Genomic DNA, 17,272 nt, shown 5'->3' on the forward strand with positions numbered 1-17,272 from the left:
AGACATTGCCTTATATTATATTTACCATTTAGTAGAGGTGGAACAATTAAAAATTTTCCTCTAGCCTTAATCGACTTACCCTATAGAAAAATTCGTTGTTACGATGATGTCTATCCAATAAAAGCCGTCCTGCTTTTTATTTGACGATTACTTCTCCCACCATTCCTTCCTGGAAATGGTATCGGCATATCAGCTCAAATGTACCGGACTGGGTCGGTTTCACGTTAACGTTTTTTTCTTGTCCTGGTTGGATCTCAACGTCAATTCCGAGCTTTTCCACTGTGAAGGTGTGCTCTATCTTCCCTTTATTTTTCAATATCAGCGTTGTGTTTGTTCCATTGGGAATTGTGATGACTTTTGGCTCAAAGTAATCATCGTTCAGTTCGACCTCAATCGATTTCACCGCTTCCCCAGGCTGAGTTACAACACCGGCTTCCGCCAATACGCCGGATGTGCCCAGAGTTGTCACAACTACCACCATTGCAAACACAATGACTAAGCCTATTACCCGTTTCACAGACATTATACTCCCTCCTTTCCTAACCGTTATTATTTTCTAATTTTAAAAAATTATCACGATAAATTTAGATGCTACCCCTCTTCTCCCCTGCTATAACAAAGAAAAAGCCGTTCCAGGATATCTTGGAACAGCTTTCTAGTAAGTCACTGTTATAGTATGTGTGAAAAGGGACCATATAGGCGCCCATTTCTCACGCATTTTCTATCCACTCAGTAATTCCGCTTAATTCGCTATATATTGCGTCAGGTGTTCAAAAAGAAAGTAAGACATAACGAAAGCTCTAAAGGAGACCGGTTCCCTGCCTTATTGGTTGGAAGATCAAAAGAACGAAAGAATGCTCTCACGAATTTTTATCGTGAGAGCATTCTGTTGTGGTTTTGTCCCATCCAATTTTCTATTTGACTTTTATTCCTTGAAGCTGCCTCCACCCTCCTAAGGTTGATATATCCTCAGCTTGTTGTTCTGCATACCCTTCACTGATAAATCCCGTGACCTCACTTCCATCATGAAGCTCGACCTTCCCAACCCCTAAAGGAGCAGGGATCGCAGCAATAAACTGTCCCAATGATTTGAGTGGCATTTTCCATAGTTCTACAACAATACTCGTTCCGCCATGCGACTGCTTGATCAGGCCCGGTTTGGATGGATCACCAGGCAATTTGATAAGCTGATAGCTTTGCGCCGTTTTCTCTTCTTTTATAAACTCTGCGCCGCATTCGATCATTTGTTTCTCTAAAGGGTAGCCTCTCATATGAAGACCGCAAACTGCGAAAGGGATACTGTCTTCACCTGTATCTGGTATTGGATGAGTAGAGTAGGAGTTCAAAAATAAATCCGCTGCCTGGACCAGGATTTCTTCCTGATCTGATAAACTGAAAAACGAAACGCCGAACGGTATTCCATCTGCCGCTTCCCCTGCTGGAGTCGCGACAGCAGCCAAATCTAGTAAATTACAATGATTCGTATACCGCCCCATATCAGTGTTTGTTGCGACAGGATCGTTTCTGACTTCTTCTCTTGACCATGTTCCACCACAAGTCGGCATGACCAGAACACAGTCGCGAAGCAGTTCTTCTGCTTCCCGTTTTAATGATTGCAGTTGATGAATCGCATCAAACAATACCGCCGCATCATACTTGCCAGGGCCGCCTGAACGCAATACTTGTTCAGTGACCGGATGAACAGCATTTGGATTGGAATCTACAAAACTACCTAAAGCCGACCACCTTTCTGAAATCCATGGACCGCCATATAGAACTTCTGCGGCTTGTTCAAACAGATTGGTATCGACATATTCAACAGGGACATTTAAGCTCTTTAATTTTTCCACAGCCGTTTCCCATGCTTTCTTATAATCCAGTCCGTAACGTCCATAAAAATCCACAGGCTCTTTAGATAGGCAATACTTTCTTAAATGTGACGTATCTGATGAAGGAAACTCTCTCGACCATGGATCAGATAGGTCTTTTGCTCTTGCTTGCTCATCCACCGCCAGCGCGTCGCTCAGTGTATGGGCAAACACGGAAACGCTATCGATGCTCTCACATGCAGGCACTACTCCTTTTTTTGACCATGCTCCTAAACTAGGTTTATACCCCACAAGATTGTTCAAAGCAGCGGGAACGCGCCCTGAACCGGCTGTATCTGTTCCTAAAGAAAAAGCCGCCTGCCCCCGGGCCACTGCAACAGCTGATCCGGAACTTGACCCGCCGCTGATCATTTCTTCGCGAATGGAGTTATGCGTTTCTCCATAGGGGCTTCTTGTTCCTACAAGACCTGTAGCAAATTGATCAAGATTGGTTTTTCCAACCGGAATGGCACCTGCCTGAATCAACCGGTCTACGATGGTCGCATGTTCAGCCGGCGTATGCGCATAGTCCATGCAGCCTGCTGTGGTAGGTATGTTTTTCAAATCAATATTATCTTTAATAGCAAAAGGAACTCCCCACAGCGGAGCATGAGAGGGATCAATGAATGCTAAACGTTCTACATAAGATTCCATCCACTCCCAGCTTGGCGCAGTAATCCATATGTTCATGCTTTCATCTCTCTTTGAACGTTCGATAATTTCATTTAAAACCTCACGAGGGGTGACATTTTGTTTTTGATAATTTTCCTGCAGCCAATCAATGGTTAAATTCCAGGGAATCTTTTTCATTGTACAGACACCACACTTTCCTTTTCTTCCTTAATACTTGCGATTAGTTGTCCCGCTTGAACTTGATCCCCCGGATTCACTTTCACAGCTGTGATATAACCGTCGCAGGGGGACTGTTGAGGAAACTCCATTTTCATACTTTCTTCTATTATAAGGATATCGCCTTTGTGTACGTATTCACCTGGTGAAACAAGTACTTTCCATACGCTTCCGGGCATCTGGCAGCGTGCTGCGGTTTCGCCTTCCGGAATCTCTTCTTCTATGATTAATTCCCCGCTATCCTCTTCTTCCATATGCTCCGCAATGCCGAGTTCCTTCCACCTTTCTCTTTCCGCCTGAAACGAAGTTTGCTGTTGGTCTTTAAATTGCCTGGAACTTTCCTTAATCGATTCCTGAAACGCTAAGTACTCCCCAAGATTAAAGGTGGTTTCTGTAATATCCGCTTCAAAACGTCCGCGCAGGAAGTCTTCCCGCAGTGTCATTAATTCATCCGCATTTACTGGATAGTATTGAATTTGGTCAAAGAAACGCAGCAGCCACGGCTTTCCCGGTTCAAAGCTTTTTGTAGAGCGCAGTCGGTTCCACATTTGAATCGTCCGTCCGACAAACTGGTAGCCTCCAGGCCCTTCCATCCCATAGACACACATATAGGATCCTCCTATACCAACAGCGTTCTCCGGTGTCCAGGTTCTGGCTGGATTGTATTTTGTTGTGACAAGTCGATGCCTTGGATCTGTAGGAGTGGCGAGTGGTGCTCCTAAGTACACATCACCAAGCCCCAGAACAAGATAGTTCGCATCAAAAACAATTTTTTTCACATCTTCTACATGCCTAAGCCCATTAATTCGTCTGATAAACTCTAAGTTATCGGGGCACCATGGTGCATCAGGACGCACATTCTGCTGATAGCGCTCGGTCGCAAGCTGAGTGGATGGATCATTCCAGGATAATGGAAGCTTTACAATTCTTGATGGTACCTCAATCGATTCAAGCGGCGGCAATTGTCCATCAATCTCAAGCACCTTCTGGCTTGCTTCCTTTACAGACATCTTAAGTGGATCGATGTGAATTTGGAGCGAGCGAACGCCAGGCGTCATTTCAATAACGGGAAGGCTTGCTTGGGATTCGATTTCTTCCATTAATACTTGCACCTGAAAGCGCAGTTTTAAATCAAGTTCCATTTCCCCGTATTCAACAAGCAGATATTCATCTCCACTGCAGCGAATCGTAATCGGAAATCTGCGATTCGTTTCTTCATAATTAAGGATGGGATAGCTGGAGTTCAGGTTGCTGTTCTTTACAGGAAGAGCGTCCACTGAAAGGGTCTTTCGATGTCCCTTGCAAATTTCCCCAAGTTTTTCTTCTTGAATTCGCCGAAGATCATTTGCATCTTCTAAACTTAAAAGCTGAAAATGGATCGTATCACCCGAATATAGCTGACCGATTTTCCAAAATTCTGATGAGGCGGTGGTAACCGGGCAAACAAAACCGCCAAGGCTGGGTCCATCAGGACCGAGAAGGATCGGCATGTCCCCCGTTAAATCAAGTGTCCCAATTGCATAAGCATTATCATGAATATTGGAAGGATGAAGTCCCGCCTCCCCGCCATCTTCTCTTGTCCAATGTGGAGCTGGTCCTTTTAAACGCACCCCTGTGCGGGAGCTGTTAAAGTGGACTTCCCACTCTGTTTCGGTTAATTGCGTTAAATAATCCTCATGTAAATATTCCTCTGTACAGTGCGGGCCCGGTATAACGCCAATCGTCCAGTGATTCGTTAACTGCGGCTGCTTTTCTAAAGGAATGGCCTGTAAAATTTCAGGTTCATTTCCTCCGTGAATACCCAGCACATCTCCTGACCGAAGTTCTCTGCCTCCGTGACCGCCAAATCCTCCTAGTGTAAATGTAGATGAACTGCCAAGAATCTTCGGCATATCAAACCCGCCTTTAACCAGCAGATAGGTGCGCATGCCTTTGCTGGATTTTTGGAGCAATAGGGTCTGACCTTTTTCTGCCGGAACCGGTTTATATAGAGGCACTGGTTCTCCATCTAATTCAGGAGCCATATCCGCTCCTGTTATACAGAACCACATGTCGCTTCGAAAGCGATACGATCCTCCTCTAAGAGTAAGCTCTAGCCCCGGAGCATCTTCAGGATTTTCCAGCAGCTGATTGCCAATTCGAAATGAATATGAATCCATCGGACCACACGGGGGAACCCCTACATCCCAAAGACCTATTCGTCCGGGATAGTCCTGAACGGTTGTTTGAACGCCGCCGTCAATCACCTCTAAGGCATTTTCTGCCGGATGAAAGTCAGCTAACTGCTGGGTAAAAACGTCACCTGATGTAAATCGTGATTCACTTAAAAGGGATTGGACATACTGAATGTTTGATGTAACACCGTACATTTTGGTTTGTGACAGAGCAGCCTTTAGTTTCTGAATTGCTTCTTCCCGGTCTTTGCCGTGTACGATCACTTTCGCAAGCATGGGATCGTACAGTGTCGTAACCGTTACCCCGTCTGTTACCCATGTTTCATTCCTTGCTTCACTAGAAAAAGAAACTTTATCTAAGTATCCGGCACTCGGGCGAAAATTGTGGTGACAATCTTCAGCGTATATCCGGGCTTGAATACTGTGCCCTTTCACTTGTAATCCTTTCGTCTCGTCTTCACTTAAATCACCAGAAGCTTCTTTCACCATCCATTCGACTAAATCAACTCCAAGGACTTCTTCTGTCACACCATGTTCGACTTGAAGCCTTGTGTTTACTTCTAAGAAATAGTAATCACAAGAATCAGGATCATACAAAAATTCAACTGTGCCGGCGTTTCTGTATCCAGAAACCAATGCTAACCGTTTAGCAGCTTCAGCCATTCCCTTCCTTGTTTCTTCCGTTAATCCAGGAGCAGGACTTTCCTCAATCACCTTCTGGTTTCTTCGCTGAATGGAACAATCTCTTTCTCCCAATGTCACGACTTCTCCATTCGAACGGCCGAAAATTTGCACTTCCACATGGCGGGCCTTTGCAATGAACTTCTCCAGGAAAAGACCGCCATCCTTGAAATTCGTCTCAGCCAGGTGACGAACACCTTCAAAAGCGGAACTTAGCGCTGCTTCATCCTTACAGACACGCATCCCTATGCCTCCGCCTCCTGCTGTACTCTTGAGAATAACCGGATAACCAATGGCTTTTGCTGCCTCTTTAGCTTCTACAAGATTTTCTATCAAATCAGTTCCCGGAAGTAATGGCACCTCTGCCTTCTTCGCCATTTCTCTTGCCGAATGCTTCAGCCCAAAGATCTCCATTTGTTCAGCTGTTGGCCCGATAAAGACAATCCCTTTCTCTTGACAGGCACGGGCAAAATTCGCATTTTCACTTAGAAAGCCATAGCCTGGGTGAATGGCCTCTGCTCCTGTATCAATGGCTGTTTGCAGGATCAGATCTGCATTTAAATAGCTTTCTCCTGCCGGCCCCTCTCCGATTTGGACAGATTCATCTGCATGATCGACGTGAAGGCTGTCCTGATCAGCCTTCGTATAAACTGCTACGGAAGAAATTCCGAGCTTTTTCAAGGTTCGCTCAATACGTACAGCAATTGGACCACGATTCGCAATAAGTACTTTTCTAAACATAATCATTACCCCTTTTCATTTTAAAAATGGATTTGTTAAACGAAGCTGTTGAGTAGCACTGAGGGCGTTCGCTTTCCGCGGAGTCTCACATCCTCAGCTTCAATCAACTGTGTCCAATTAAATAAAAGAACATTCCGATAATTAAACCCGAACTACTGGTCCCAAACAAGAAGGCGGATGGCGGTTGGGTTATACCCGCTGCATGGATTATTAAGCTGCGGACAGTTACTGATCAAAACCTTCGTACGGCATTTGGCTTTCATTTCAACATAATGACCCGCACCGGATATGCCATCTGCAAACGACAAACCTCCCTCAGGCGTTACAGGTACATTCATGAAAAAGTTAATGTTCGGTGCAATATCTCTTTTAGAAAAGGTCTCTCCATGCTTTGCCAGCTCGAGCATAAATATATCTCGGCAATTATGCATTGGCAGCCTGTCATGGGCATACCGGACCGTGTTGCTTTGCGCTGAGCAAGCCCCGCCAAGCGTGTCATGGCGCCCCACTGTGTCTGCTACAATTTCCAGCAGTTCCTTACCCGATTCAGAAAGCAGCTTTGATCCAGTCGTTAAATACACATTCTTTTGTTTAGCAATTGTCTGGATCGCACTATAATGATCCTCCGGATGATCGGCGTCATAAAAAAGTGTATCAGCAGCCTGATTTCCTTCTTTATCGACAAGACGCAGAACCTGGCCTGGCTTCAGTTCATACATCCATCCCTCCCCGGCAGGAAGTGCATAATCATAAACGGCATCCGCTGCTTCACGGAAACTCTTCACTTTCGTTAACATCGTCATTTTATAGTTCCTCCTTCAAGTAAGTATGGTTATTGAGCGGCTAACTTGTAATAGTCCCAGGTATTTTCAAAAGCCCTTTTATTTTCGTGACGATGATTGACACAATAGTCATCTTCTTTCACTGGTTCAGCATGGAGCACTTCTATCTCTACCGGCACGGATGGATAATGTGTCCGGGGATCAAGGGGACTAGGCGTATTCGACAGGAGCAGCACGACATCCATTTCCGTACGCATTGTGACAGTATCTCCTTTTTTGCAGTGACCTTCTGCGAAATGCATCGCCCCTTGTTCATCTGCTTGTATTTTTGAAAAAAGATTAAAGACGGGTACCATATCTCTAAGCTGCAACCCATTTCTCACTAATTCCATTGCCAGGTTTTCTTCTCCGCTTCGGTACCATTCATTTTGATTTTCCTGGAATGCAGTTGTTCCATATTTCTTATCGGTTAACTGACGGGTTGTATATCCCCCAATCGGATCATGCCATTGTAAATCGTCTTCTACAAAACTTGCCATAGCACGTCCATTATCACTCATGAGCACATTCCCTTTCGTTAAACGCGCAGTGTACTGCGCTTTTAACGTATCCGGCATATTGTAACTTTCCGTTAGATCATCCGCGTTAAACAGCAGTCCTGAGAGATTGGCTCCATCCTCAAGCGCTGTAAATCGAAGAAGCTTTCCTTTCGAGACTTTACCTGACCATTTCGCACCAGAACCAAGCGTTAAACTCCAAATTTTTTCCATTTTTACTCCTCCTTAAAAATAAAAAAAGCCTGAGAGATTTGTCATCTCCCAGGCTTTTGTCCCTCCGTGTATATAGGATCCCCTATACCGCTCTCTCTCGGACCAGCCCTGACCTGCAAAGATCAGCGGAACCCTAGAAAGCTTTTTTGTTCTCACTGCCGAGAACCCTTATTGAATTTTTGATGTTGTGAGCAGTATAGCCAACTACAAAAGCCCCTTCAACTACTATGTTAGATTTTCTAACATACTTTTTTCAGAAGAAATTTAGGCACTATTTTTTATAAAAACCACCAACAAAAATTAAAAGAATTTTACTTAAGTTTTATTTTATTGTGCAAAACAGTGACACAGCACCTTTAAAGGAATCTTCCCCCTCCCACCACCCCTAATAAACTATGTCAGAAAATCTGACACACTTGTTGCAATATACTCGTTTCATCCAAAGAATAGAGCCTATACAATTTATTGATTGAAAATGCCAGCAACTATTCAGGCCTTATGAAAGGGGTTATTATGGATAATCAAACAGAATTAAAGAGGACACTGACGTTATGGCAGGTCATTTTCTTAGGCCTTGCCTGGAACACCCCAATGATTTATTTCTCTGTCTTTGGAGTCGCCTATGAAGGATCAAACGGGTTCCTTACAGCTGCCTATATGATGGCGGTGCTCGCCGTCCTTTTCACAGGAGCAAGCTATGCCATTATGGCAAAGAAAATCCCTGTTGCCGGATCAGCTTACACCTATGCCAAAGAAACCATCCATCCTTATGCAGGATTTTTAGTAGGCTGGGTGCTGCTGCTTAATTACTTATTTGCTCCGATCATAGCCTGTATTACATTTGGAATTTTCCTTCATGCAGAGGTTCCTTCCGTTCCTGCTTATGTATGGATTATTGGATTAATCGTCCTTCTTGCCGTGATCGCGATTCGGGGAGTGAGTTCTTCTGCGAACATCAGCCGCCTTTTTGTGATACTGCAAATCATCTTTATGGTTGTTTTTTGCTCCTACTTAGCCTATGGATTGCTGCATTCTGGTGGCGCTGCCAGTTTACTGTCCGCAGAGCCTTTCATAAATATTGATATGTCCCTGCCTGTTGTGTTGGCAGGAGCATCGATCGTTGTATTTTCATTTCTGGGCTTTGACACCATGGCAACTCTCTCAGAAGAAACCATTGATCCTAAGAAAACCATCCCAAAAGCCATTTTCATTATGATTGGTATTGTTGCTTTTCTTCATGTCGGTACGTCTTACTTTATCCAGACGGCTCTTCCAAACTTAAGCTTTACCGATCCGGACTCTGCTGCACTCGAATTGGTCGGAGTGGTAGGAGGAAGCTTTCTGCGTTCGGTTTTTATAACAGTTTTAATCGCAGCCATTTTTTCACAAGGACTTGCTTCTGTGACAAGTGTTTCGAGGCTGCTGTACGTGATGGGACGGGATTCCATCCTTCCAAAGAAATGGTTCGGATTCGTCCATCCTGCATTTAAAACGCCCGTAATTAACATTATCATCGCATCCATCATTTCTTTACTGGCCATCTTCATCAGTATTGATGATGCCATTCGATTCGTGAACTTCGGAGCCCTCAGCGCCTTCTTTTTCGTAAACATATGTGTGATTACTCTTTTTTTCAAAAACAAAAAACACTCGACAGCTGCAGAAATCGTGACAAACCTAATTTTCCCTTTAATAGGAGCAGGCTTCATTGTATGGCTTTTAGCATTGCTGGATTTGCAAACCATCCTCGGAGGCCTGGCCTGGGTAGCTGCCGGGGCCATTTATCTAATCTATTTAACTGGTTTTTTCACCAAACCTCTGCCAGATGCGGAAGCTTCTGAAAATAAAGAACCCAGTCAAGTTAAAGAAGCCATTTAACGAAATGATACAAAAACCGCTTACTCGTTCATTGAACGAATAAGCGGTTTTTTGTATGTCACCTTTCATCAATACGTTGCCGCAGTAAAAACGAATTACTAAAAGTACTGATCTCCGAATTCTTTAATCTTCTTAAGAAGTAAGAGAATCATTTGTCTATTCCGGTCTTTTAAATAGCTCATATCAGGATTTTGCTTGCGGTTCTTGACCCATATTGGACAAGTCCCGTTTTGAAAAAATAATCATTGGCAGCTTATACTCAATATCCAGAAATCCATACTCAATCATCCGATTTTTCTAGTTTATCAAAATTAATTGCTGGAGAGCGGTATGGTTGAGAGAAACGGAAGATTCCTGTAGTGAACCATTCTTTCAAATCTATTAAAACATAGTTAACTCTCCCAAGCATAAAATCAAGAAAAACATATGATAGAGAGAAGGGAGGGATTACTATGTTAAATAATGTCATATATTTTAATTCAGAAGGTAAACGGGTCGAGGATCTTGGTATTCAGCAGCAAGAAGCGTGCCTCGAGACCATTTCTTATTGTACAAGCGCTATCGTTCCGGATGGTTTTACGTTTAGCTTTACTTCATTCGATAACTTTACGGCTTGCTCTGATTTGAGTCAACTGGTGTGTATGCTGGAAGATGAGGAAGTGGAAGCGACCGTTGAAGATCCATGCGGCGGGACACTAACATGTCCTATTACACTAAATGCTGTCCGTCTGGTTGGAACGGCTAGGTTCCACATCAATGTGGGGGACTTGACGCCTATTGAAGGTGGGCTTCAACTTGGAGATCTGCCATGTACGCTTAGCAGCGATACAGCCGTATCTGTCAATCAGGTCATCCGGACGATTTGCCAAAGAGATATCTGTCAGGACAAATGTTTTAGGACCATAGGAGCCTTTGCGTTTGCTCCACAAGTGACTACTGATGCTTGCGGAAGACAGATTGTTACCGTACGGGGAGGATTATTCATCGGTTTTACCGGCTGTTAATCAATGCTTAGAAAATGGAAGACCATAGAGAATGAGTCTTCTATTTTTTTTGGGTTTAATAGGAAAGTGAAATGAGCCTGCCACAATAAAATGTTATTCACCAGAAAATCCGAACTAGTGATTTTCATTGGTTCAGGTTTTCGGTGTTAGATATACACGATAATAACGCTTGCGTCCACCTTCTTCGCTTTCCGCGGAAACGGCCCCAGCCTCCTGTTTTTGCTCATAACACAAATTCCATTTTTCTACTAATCTCTTTCAATCAAATCCCCTTTCTCTACCCCGTCACCACAGTAAAGAATTAAACGTAAAAGTATTGACTTTCTCCCTCCTTCAGATATAATTTTACATACAATTCCGATTAATTTTATAGGATTAACAAGATAAGCAGGTGAAGTGATGTTTTTATCGATCAATAATGTAAATAAATCATTTACGAATAAAGGAAATACGGAACTTGTTCTCTCAGATATTCAGCTTGATGTGAAAGAAGGCGAGTTCGTTTCCATCTTAGGACCTTCAGGATGCGGCAAATCTACGCTGCTATCGATCGTCGCTGGTTTAGCAACAGCTACAGAAGGGTCGATTGAACTTTCAGGCAAAACCATAAAAGGACCCGGGAAAGAGCGCGGCATGGTATTCCAGCAGGCGGCTTTATTTCCCTGGCTGACAGTAGAAGAGAATGTTATGTTCCCCCTTTTACCCGACATGTCAAAAAAAGAAGCGCAGCAAAAAGCCCTTTATTATTTACAAAAGGTTCAGCTGAGCTCCTACACTAAGCATTCACCTCATGAGATTTCAGGCGGCATGCAGCAGCGTGTAGCGATTGCACGGGCACTTGCAATGGACCCCGCTCTTCTATTAATGGATGAACCATTCGGGGCATTAGATGAACAAACACGCTCCCGTCTCCATGAAATTGTAGAAGATATTTTCCTGGAAACAAAGAAAACAATTTTATTTGTTACCCACAGTATTGCAGAAGCCCTAAAGCTCTCAGACCGGATCGTTGTAATGGGCACTCAGCCCGGCACGATTTTAGACATCATCGAATTAGACTTCCCGAGACCCCGCTCTCAATCAAAAGAAGACCTTATCGTTTATGAAGAAAAAATACAATCGTTATTAAAATCTGAAATTGATAAAGTAACGGAAAAGGAGCAGAATCATGCAGCCAGCCGTTAAACGGATCATCTTTTATGTATTGCTTTTCGCTGTTTGGCAGGGAGCGGTGTACGCGTTTGAAGTATCCCCCTCTCTTCTTCCAGCCCCGACAGATGTTTTTGTGTCACTGTACGAAGGTTTCAGTAATAAAACCTTGCTTTATGATCTTTTAGCAAGCTTTCAGCGATTGTTTACCGGACTCGCCATCGCACTAGTTTTAGGACTCTTACTCGGTGTTCTTTTAGCTAAATCAAAAACCGCTGATGAAACACTCGGTTCTCTCATATTAGCCCTGCAGTCCGTTCCAAGTATTGTTTGGCTGCCACTGGCCATTATGTGGTTTGGACTGAATGAAATGGCTGTCATCTTTATTGTTGTTCTAGGGGCAACCATTGTCATGACGATAAATGTTCGTACAGGTATTATCAATGTTCCCCCGCTTTTTATAAAAGCTGCCAAGACAATGAACTACAGGGGATTTCGATTATTCCGTAAAGTGACGATTCCCGCTTCCATTCCATATGCTGTAACTGGGATCCGCCTTGCGTGGGCATTTGCCTGGCGGGCACTGATGGCGGGCGAACTGCTCAGCACCGGCCCCGGCCTTGGGTATTCATTGCGATTTGCATCCGATTTTGGAGATATGAGCCGTGTGATTGCGATTATGCTTATGATCATGCTGATCGGTATTATTGTCGACCTGCTGTTTTTCCAGCGCGTTGAAAAGAAGGTCCTTAAAAAATGGGGACTGGCAACAGAATAATTTTTGGGGGTTATATTAATGAAAAAGAATCTTAGTATACTATTTTTTCTAGCAGCAGTACTTATCTTATCAGCGTGTGGCTCAGATAAATCAGGCGGCAGCAAAGATGAAGTCGTTATCGGCTACTTCCCGAATATTGACCACGTACCTGCGATGATCGCAAAAGAAAAACAATACTTTGAAGAAACACTTGGTGACGACAAGGAAGTCACGTATAAAACGTTCCCTGATGGCGGTGCATTTATGACTGCCTTAAAAACAGGTGATATTGATGCAGGATTCGTAGGACCGGGACCTGTGATGAACAATTACGCCAATGGTGCTGATGTTAAAATTATTGCCGGTGCATCCTCCGGCGGTACGGTGGTTGTCGCAAGTGAACAAAGCGGCATTGAAGGGTTAGAGGATCTTGGTAACCATACCTTTATTACACCAGGAATTGGCTGTACGCATGACGTTCAAATGGAAACATTCTTGAAAGAACAGGGAATTACATCGGCTCGTATTGGCGGAACATTAAAGCATGTAACCGGGAATCCGGCCCAATATCAAGCGATGTTTGAATCAGGAAAAGTCGATCTTGCTGCTGTCCCTGAACCATGGGCTTCTACTCTGGTTGCCAATGGAGCAAAAATCATCGTAGATACGGATGAGATTGCCTATGGAACAACCCTTCCTAATACGGTCTTAGTCACAAGCGGAAAGCTGCTTGAAGAAGAAAACGAAATGATTAAACAAATTACGGCAGCTCATGAAAAGAGCATTGAATTCATCTCTGAAAACCCAGAAGAAGCTCAAACGATTGCAGTTGATTCAATTGAAGAAATCACAAGTCAGCGAATGGATGAATCCATTATTGCAAGTGCATGGGAACGCGTAACGTTTACAAATGAAGTAGATGCAGAGATTATCCAGGCGTTTGCAGACTCTTCTCACGATCTGCAATTTTTAAAAGAAAAACCTGAGTTTGATGATTTAGTTGTTTCACAAGATAAATTGTTAGGCAGTGCACAGGAATAATGAAAAAGTGGATTACAGCATGCTTCATCGTGCTGCTTCTGCAAGGATGTTCATCCGGGATTAACCTGGATGAACACTTCTCATTAAACGGGGAAGTAAGCCCATTGCAGGCAGTGAATCAGAACGGGGAATCCTTTCACACCGATGAGTTGGAAGATAAAATATGGCTGGCCTCTTTTATCTTTACGAATTGTGATACCGTCTGTTCGCCCATGACGTTTAACATGACCGAGCTGCAGGAGCAGTTGGATGAGAAAAACCTGGATTATCAGCTGGTCTCTTTCACAATCGATCCTGAAAATGATACGCCAGACGTTTTACGGGAATTCGGCGGGCAGTTTGGGGCCGATTTTTCCAACTGGAACTTTGTATCAGGATACGAGCAGGAGGAAATCGAATTGTTCGCTAATAGAGGGTTTCTTGCTCCAGCGGCAAAGCTTGATGGCTCGGATCAGTTTGTACACAGCACCTCCCTTTATCTAATGATGGGTGACCGTATTTTAGAGCAGTATGAGATGTCGATAGATGTTCCTTTTGAGGAGATTGTTGAGGCGGTTGAGCTGTTGCAGGATTATTAGATTGATTGAATACAGTAAAAATGCGTACACGATAATTAATTAGTCGTGTACGCGTTTTTTATGGAAGGTGATCTTTTTTATGAATGATCATCATCTACAGATAAGCCAGCCAGTCTAGATTTGCCTGAATTTTTTAAGAGCTTGCGTATTTATCATATACAACAAAAAGGCATAGGCAGCTAATCCCAAGAGATATCCCCAGATGTCAAAGAAACCATCACCATAGACCATAATCCCTTTAATCGCTTCTGCTCCATAATAAATTGGCATGATATAAGAGAGATTTCCGAGGTGGTAAGGAATTAAGTCCAGGGGAATCAGCCCTGAAAAGAACACCTGCGGAATAATAGTGAATGGGATCATCTGCACCACTTGCAGTTCTGAACTGGCAAAAATTGAAATAGCAGCGCCAAAGGAAACGGCTGTAACGGCTAATAACACCATCGTCAGCAACACCCACCCAATGTTCCCAGCTGAACTTAATTGCAGGACAAAAACGGAGTAAAGAACAATGAAAATTGCCTGAACGACCGCAAACACACTGTACCCTGCCGTATAACCCAAAATGACCTCTCCCCGTTTGATCGGGGTCATTAACAGCCTTTCCAGCGTCCCTCCGCTTCGCTCTCTTACCAGCGCCATCCCCGAGATGATAAACACTAAGAAAAATGAAAATAAGGCAAGAAACACATAGCCAAGCGAATCAAAGGTTGACTGGTCTTGTGAACCGTGAACAAAATTCATATTCACTTTTGCAGCTGGATTCAAGGAAGCCATTGCTGTTTGAATCTCATTCGCTGCCTTTGTCCCTTTAGTAGAGGGCTCATACAAGATAATCGTCGTACCCGAATCCTGCGACAGGTTCAGTATTGCATCGAACTCCTGATGGTCGTTCAAGTAGCCTTTTGCATCCTGGACTTCTTTCGCCGTAAGGTCTTTAATCGTTAAATCCTGTTCTTCCAAAGCCGTTACAAGAGAATCCGGTACAGTGTCCTTATTGACTCCAACTGTCGGCACATAATTAGAATCGCCCAGCAAGAAATACACCAACGTCAAAATGAGGAGCGGAGCGACCAGAATCATCATGATACTTCTTTTATCATTTAACGTTTGCCTGATGACACGTTTGGCTAAATGGATCATTGGACAGCACCGCCTTTCGATTCACGGGAAGCATTTAAAAATAGTTCCTCGACGCGTCCGTTTTGAGTTTTGTTCAGTAAATTTGGTACAGTACCATACTCAATCAAAGAACCATTATAAATGAGTGCCGCTTTATCACACTCTGTCACTTCATCCATTACATGGGTGGAAACAATAATAGTTGTGCCGGAATGTTTAAATTCGTGAAATTGATCCCAAATCTTACGGCGCAGCAATGGATCGATCCCAACCGTTGGTTCATCTAAGAATAATATTTCAGGAGAATGTAAGATCGCTGCAGCCAGTGAAAGCCGCTTTTTCATACCGCCGGAAAAATTCTTCACTAATTTTTTACGATGTTCAGTTAGCTCAACGATCGCCAGCACTTCTTCCATGCGTTTTTCTAATTTTTGTTTATTAATATGATAAAGTCCTCCAAAGAATTTTAAATTACCTTCCGCAGATAAATCCTCATATAATGCATCATTCTGAGGCATAAATCCTATCTTTTTTAACATGCTTATATCTGGAATCTTGATCTCGTCAAAATGAACCGTGCCCTGATCCGCAGCAATGGCACCAATCATCAGACGGATCAATGTTGTTTTCCCGGAACCGGAAGGCCCAAGCAGACAGCATATTTCTCCATTCGGAATCGTGAACGTGATATCTCTTATTACCTGCTTTTGATCAAAGCTTTTGCTGACATTTAAAACTCGAATATCCATCAAACTCCTCCTTCGAGAATTTAATCTTTCATTTCAATTCCTTCCTGCTTCCGTTAAGATAATAAACAACATGTCGTTTTATTATCTAGTTAAAGTATATTTTCAGGTTATCAGCTCTACAATAATCAAATATCAAGGATGTGTAGGTTAAGCGACAACATTGAGTAAAGTGTTGAATAAAATTAGCGGAGGTGACGAAGTGGGAGATATGAATTTGGATTTACGTGTCATTCGTACAAGAGAATCGATCAAAAATGCATTAATCGCGTTAATTGAAGAAAAAGGATTTGAGGCAATTACTGTTAAAGATCTAACTGCCAGGGCAAGAATTAATCGAGGAACCTTTTATATTCATTACCAGGATAAATATGATTTACTGACAAAATGCGAGGAAGAATTAATAAAAGAAATGGAGAGCAAGGTTCTAAAAAACATTCCAAAGGTCATCGCTGACCTGGAAACCAAAGCCCCAAATGCCATTCCCTATGCCGTTCTTGTCCCTTTTTTTGAGTTCATTAATAAAAATAGAGGATTAATGAAAGCTCTGCTGGGCCCAAAAGGAGATGTTTCTTTCCAAACAAAATTAAAAGCATTTATGCGGAAAGCTCTTATTAATAGCACCCCTGGTTCCATCATTAAGCAGGAAAATCTTCTTGTGCCGCCGGAATACTTAGTTTCTTATATCGCATCAGCCCATATAGGGGTTATTCAGGAATGGCTGAATCATGATGGGGAAGAATCTCCCCAGGAAATCGCCCGGATCATCCTAACCATGACAATTAATGGTCCATTCTTTGCCGCAGGCTTAAAAAAGTAAATCATAAAGGAAAGAGAACAGTTCCTATTAGCAAAAATCATTCCATCAAAAAAAAAGGAAACCACTTTTTATTTCAAAGTTGGTTTCTTTTTTTCCTCTATACACATTTTCAGGTCAACTTAGTTGCTTGCACTTCGTTTATGAAGTCGTTCGATTTTTTTAACCCTCCTGTTTCGATTCTTCATCTGCGTCGATTACATGATTTGCTAAACATTCTACTTTGAATTCTTTTAAACGTCACTACAGGAATGAATCCCCTTAGTGTATTTACTAATTTTCTTTATTTTTCTACCTTGACTATTGATTAACTCC

The 17,272-nt window shown here is 43.0% G+C and carries 14 protein-coding genes and 1 riboswitch; of the genes, 7 read left to right on the forward strand and 7 right to left on the reverse strand.

The features are described from left to right. Positions 1-136: 136 nt before the first annotated feature. From E2R51_RS15070 to E2R51_RS15090, 5 genes are all read right to left on the reverse strand, one after another. Positions 137-523: a cupredoxin domain-containing protein gene (locus E2R51_RS15070; RefSeq protein WP_133377915.1), complete on the reverse strand. Its 387-nt coding sequence runs from the start codon at positions 521-523 to the stop codon at positions 137-139. Between the two features lie 391 nt (positions 524-914). Continuing rightward, on the reverse strand, positions 915-2,678 hold the full coding sequence (gene atzF / locus E2R51_RS15075; RefSeq protein ID WP_133377916.1) for an allophanate hydrolase: 1,764 nt from the start codon (positions 2,676-2,678) through the stop codon (positions 915-917). After that, complete coding sequence (uca, locus tag E2R51_RS15080) at positions 2,675-6,313, reverse strand: urea carboxylase (RefSeq protein WP_133377917.1); 3,639 nt, start codon at positions 6,311-6,313, stop codon at positions 2,675-2,677. The genes atzF and uca overlap by 4 nt, the downstream gene beginning before the upstream one ends. 152 nt (positions 6,314-6,465) lie before the next feature. Next, a complete protein-coding gene (locus tag E2R51_RS15085) occupies positions 6,466-7,116 on the reverse strand; it encodes an urea amidolyase associated protein UAAP2 (RefSeq protein ID WP_133377918.1) in 651 nt (216 codons plus the stop codon). A gap of 29 nt (positions 7,117-7,145) precedes the next feature. Then, the gene (locus E2R51_RS15090) at positions 7,146-7,865 is read right to left on the reverse strand and encodes an urea amidolyase associated protein UAAP1 (RefSeq protein WP_133377919.1); all 720 of its coding nucleotides are present in this window, start codon (positions 7,863-7,865) and stop codon (positions 7,146-7,148) included. Positions 7,866-7,908: 43 nt separating this feature from the next. Continuing rightward, positions 7,909-8,013, reverse strand: a riboswitch (guanidine-I (ykkC/yxkD leader). A 365-nt stretch (positions 8,014-8,378) separates the two neighbouring features. On the opposite strand from E2R51_RS15090, the gene E2R51_RS15095 reads away from it, so the two are divergent. The 6 genes from E2R51_RS15095 to E2R51_RS15125 all read left to right on the forward strand — a co-directional run bounded on the left by E2R51_RS15095 (position 8,379) and on the right by E2R51_RS15125 (position 14,272). Further along, complete coding sequence (locus E2R51_RS15095) at positions 8,379-9,743, forward strand: APC family permease (RefSeq protein ID WP_165967242.1); 1,365 nt, start codon at positions 8,379-8,381, stop codon at positions 9,741-9,743. A gap of 452 nt (positions 9,744-10,195) precedes the next feature. Further along, positions 10,196-10,747 carry a hypothetical protein gene (locus tag E2R51_RS15105; RefSeq protein ID WP_133377921.1) on the forward strand — a complete coding sequence of 184 codons (552 nt, stop codon included), beginning with the start codon at positions 10,196-10,198 and terminating at the stop codon, positions 10,745-10,747. 399 nt (positions 10,748-11,146) lie between these two features. Next, the gene (locus E2R51_RS15110; RefSeq protein WP_133377922.1) at positions 11,147-11,932 is read left to right on the forward strand and encodes an ABC transporter ATP-binding protein; all 786 of its coding nucleotides are present in this window, start codon (positions 11,147-11,149) and stop codon (positions 11,930-11,932) included. After that, positions 11,916-12,674, forward strand: a complete 759-nt coding sequence (locus E2R51_RS15115; protein WP_133377923.1) for an ABC transporter permease — start codon at positions 11,916-11,918, stop codon at positions 12,672-12,674. The genes E2R51_RS15110 and E2R51_RS15115 overlap by 17 nt, the downstream gene beginning before the upstream one ends. 18 nt (positions 12,675-12,692) lie before the next feature. Continuing rightward, the gene (locus E2R51_RS15120) at positions 12,693-13,694 is read left to right on the forward strand and encodes an ABC transporter substrate-binding protein (protein ID WP_133377924.1); all 1,002 of its coding nucleotides are present in this window, start codon (positions 12,693-12,695) and stop codon (positions 13,692-13,694) included. After that, a complete protein-coding gene (locus tag E2R51_RS15125; RefSeq protein WP_133377925.1) occupies positions 13,694-14,272 on the forward strand; it encodes an SCO family protein in 579 nt (192 codons plus the stop codon). Before E2R51_RS15120 ends, E2R51_RS15125 begins: the two co-directional genes overlap by 1 nt. A 114-nt stretch (positions 14,273-14,386) precedes the next feature. Here the strand turns inward: E2R51_RS15125 and E2R51_RS15130 are convergent, their stop codons facing one another. Together E2R51_RS15130 and E2R51_RS15135 are read right to left on the reverse strand one after the other, a co-directional pair. Beyond that, a complete protein-coding gene (locus tag E2R51_RS15130) occupies positions 14,387-15,415 on the reverse strand; it encodes an ABC transporter permease (RefSeq protein WP_133377926.1) in 1,029 nt (342 codons plus the stop codon). Further along, positions 15,412-16,143 (reverse strand): ABC transporter ATP-binding protein, encoded by a 732-nt coding sequence (locus E2R51_RS15135; protein ID WP_133377927.1) that lies wholly within the window; start codon positions 16,141-16,143, stop codon positions 15,412-15,414. The genes E2R51_RS15130 and E2R51_RS15135 overlap by 4 nt, the downstream gene beginning before the upstream one ends. A gap of 199 nt (positions 16,144-16,342) precedes the next feature. Here E2R51_RS15135 and E2R51_RS15140 point away from each other — a divergent pair, with 199 nt between their 5' ends. Then, positions 16,343-16,960: a TetR/AcrR family transcriptional regulator gene (locus tag E2R51_RS15140; RefSeq protein WP_133377928.1), complete on the forward strand. Its 618-nt coding sequence runs from the start codon at positions 16,343-16,345 to the stop codon at positions 16,958-16,960. Positions 16,961-17,272: the final 312 nt, after the last annotated feature.

Source organism: Jeotgalibacillus sp. S-D1 (assembly GCF_004358665.1).
Lineage (GTDB): Bacteria > Bacillota > Bacilli > Bacillales > Jeotgalibacillaceae > Jeotgalibacillus.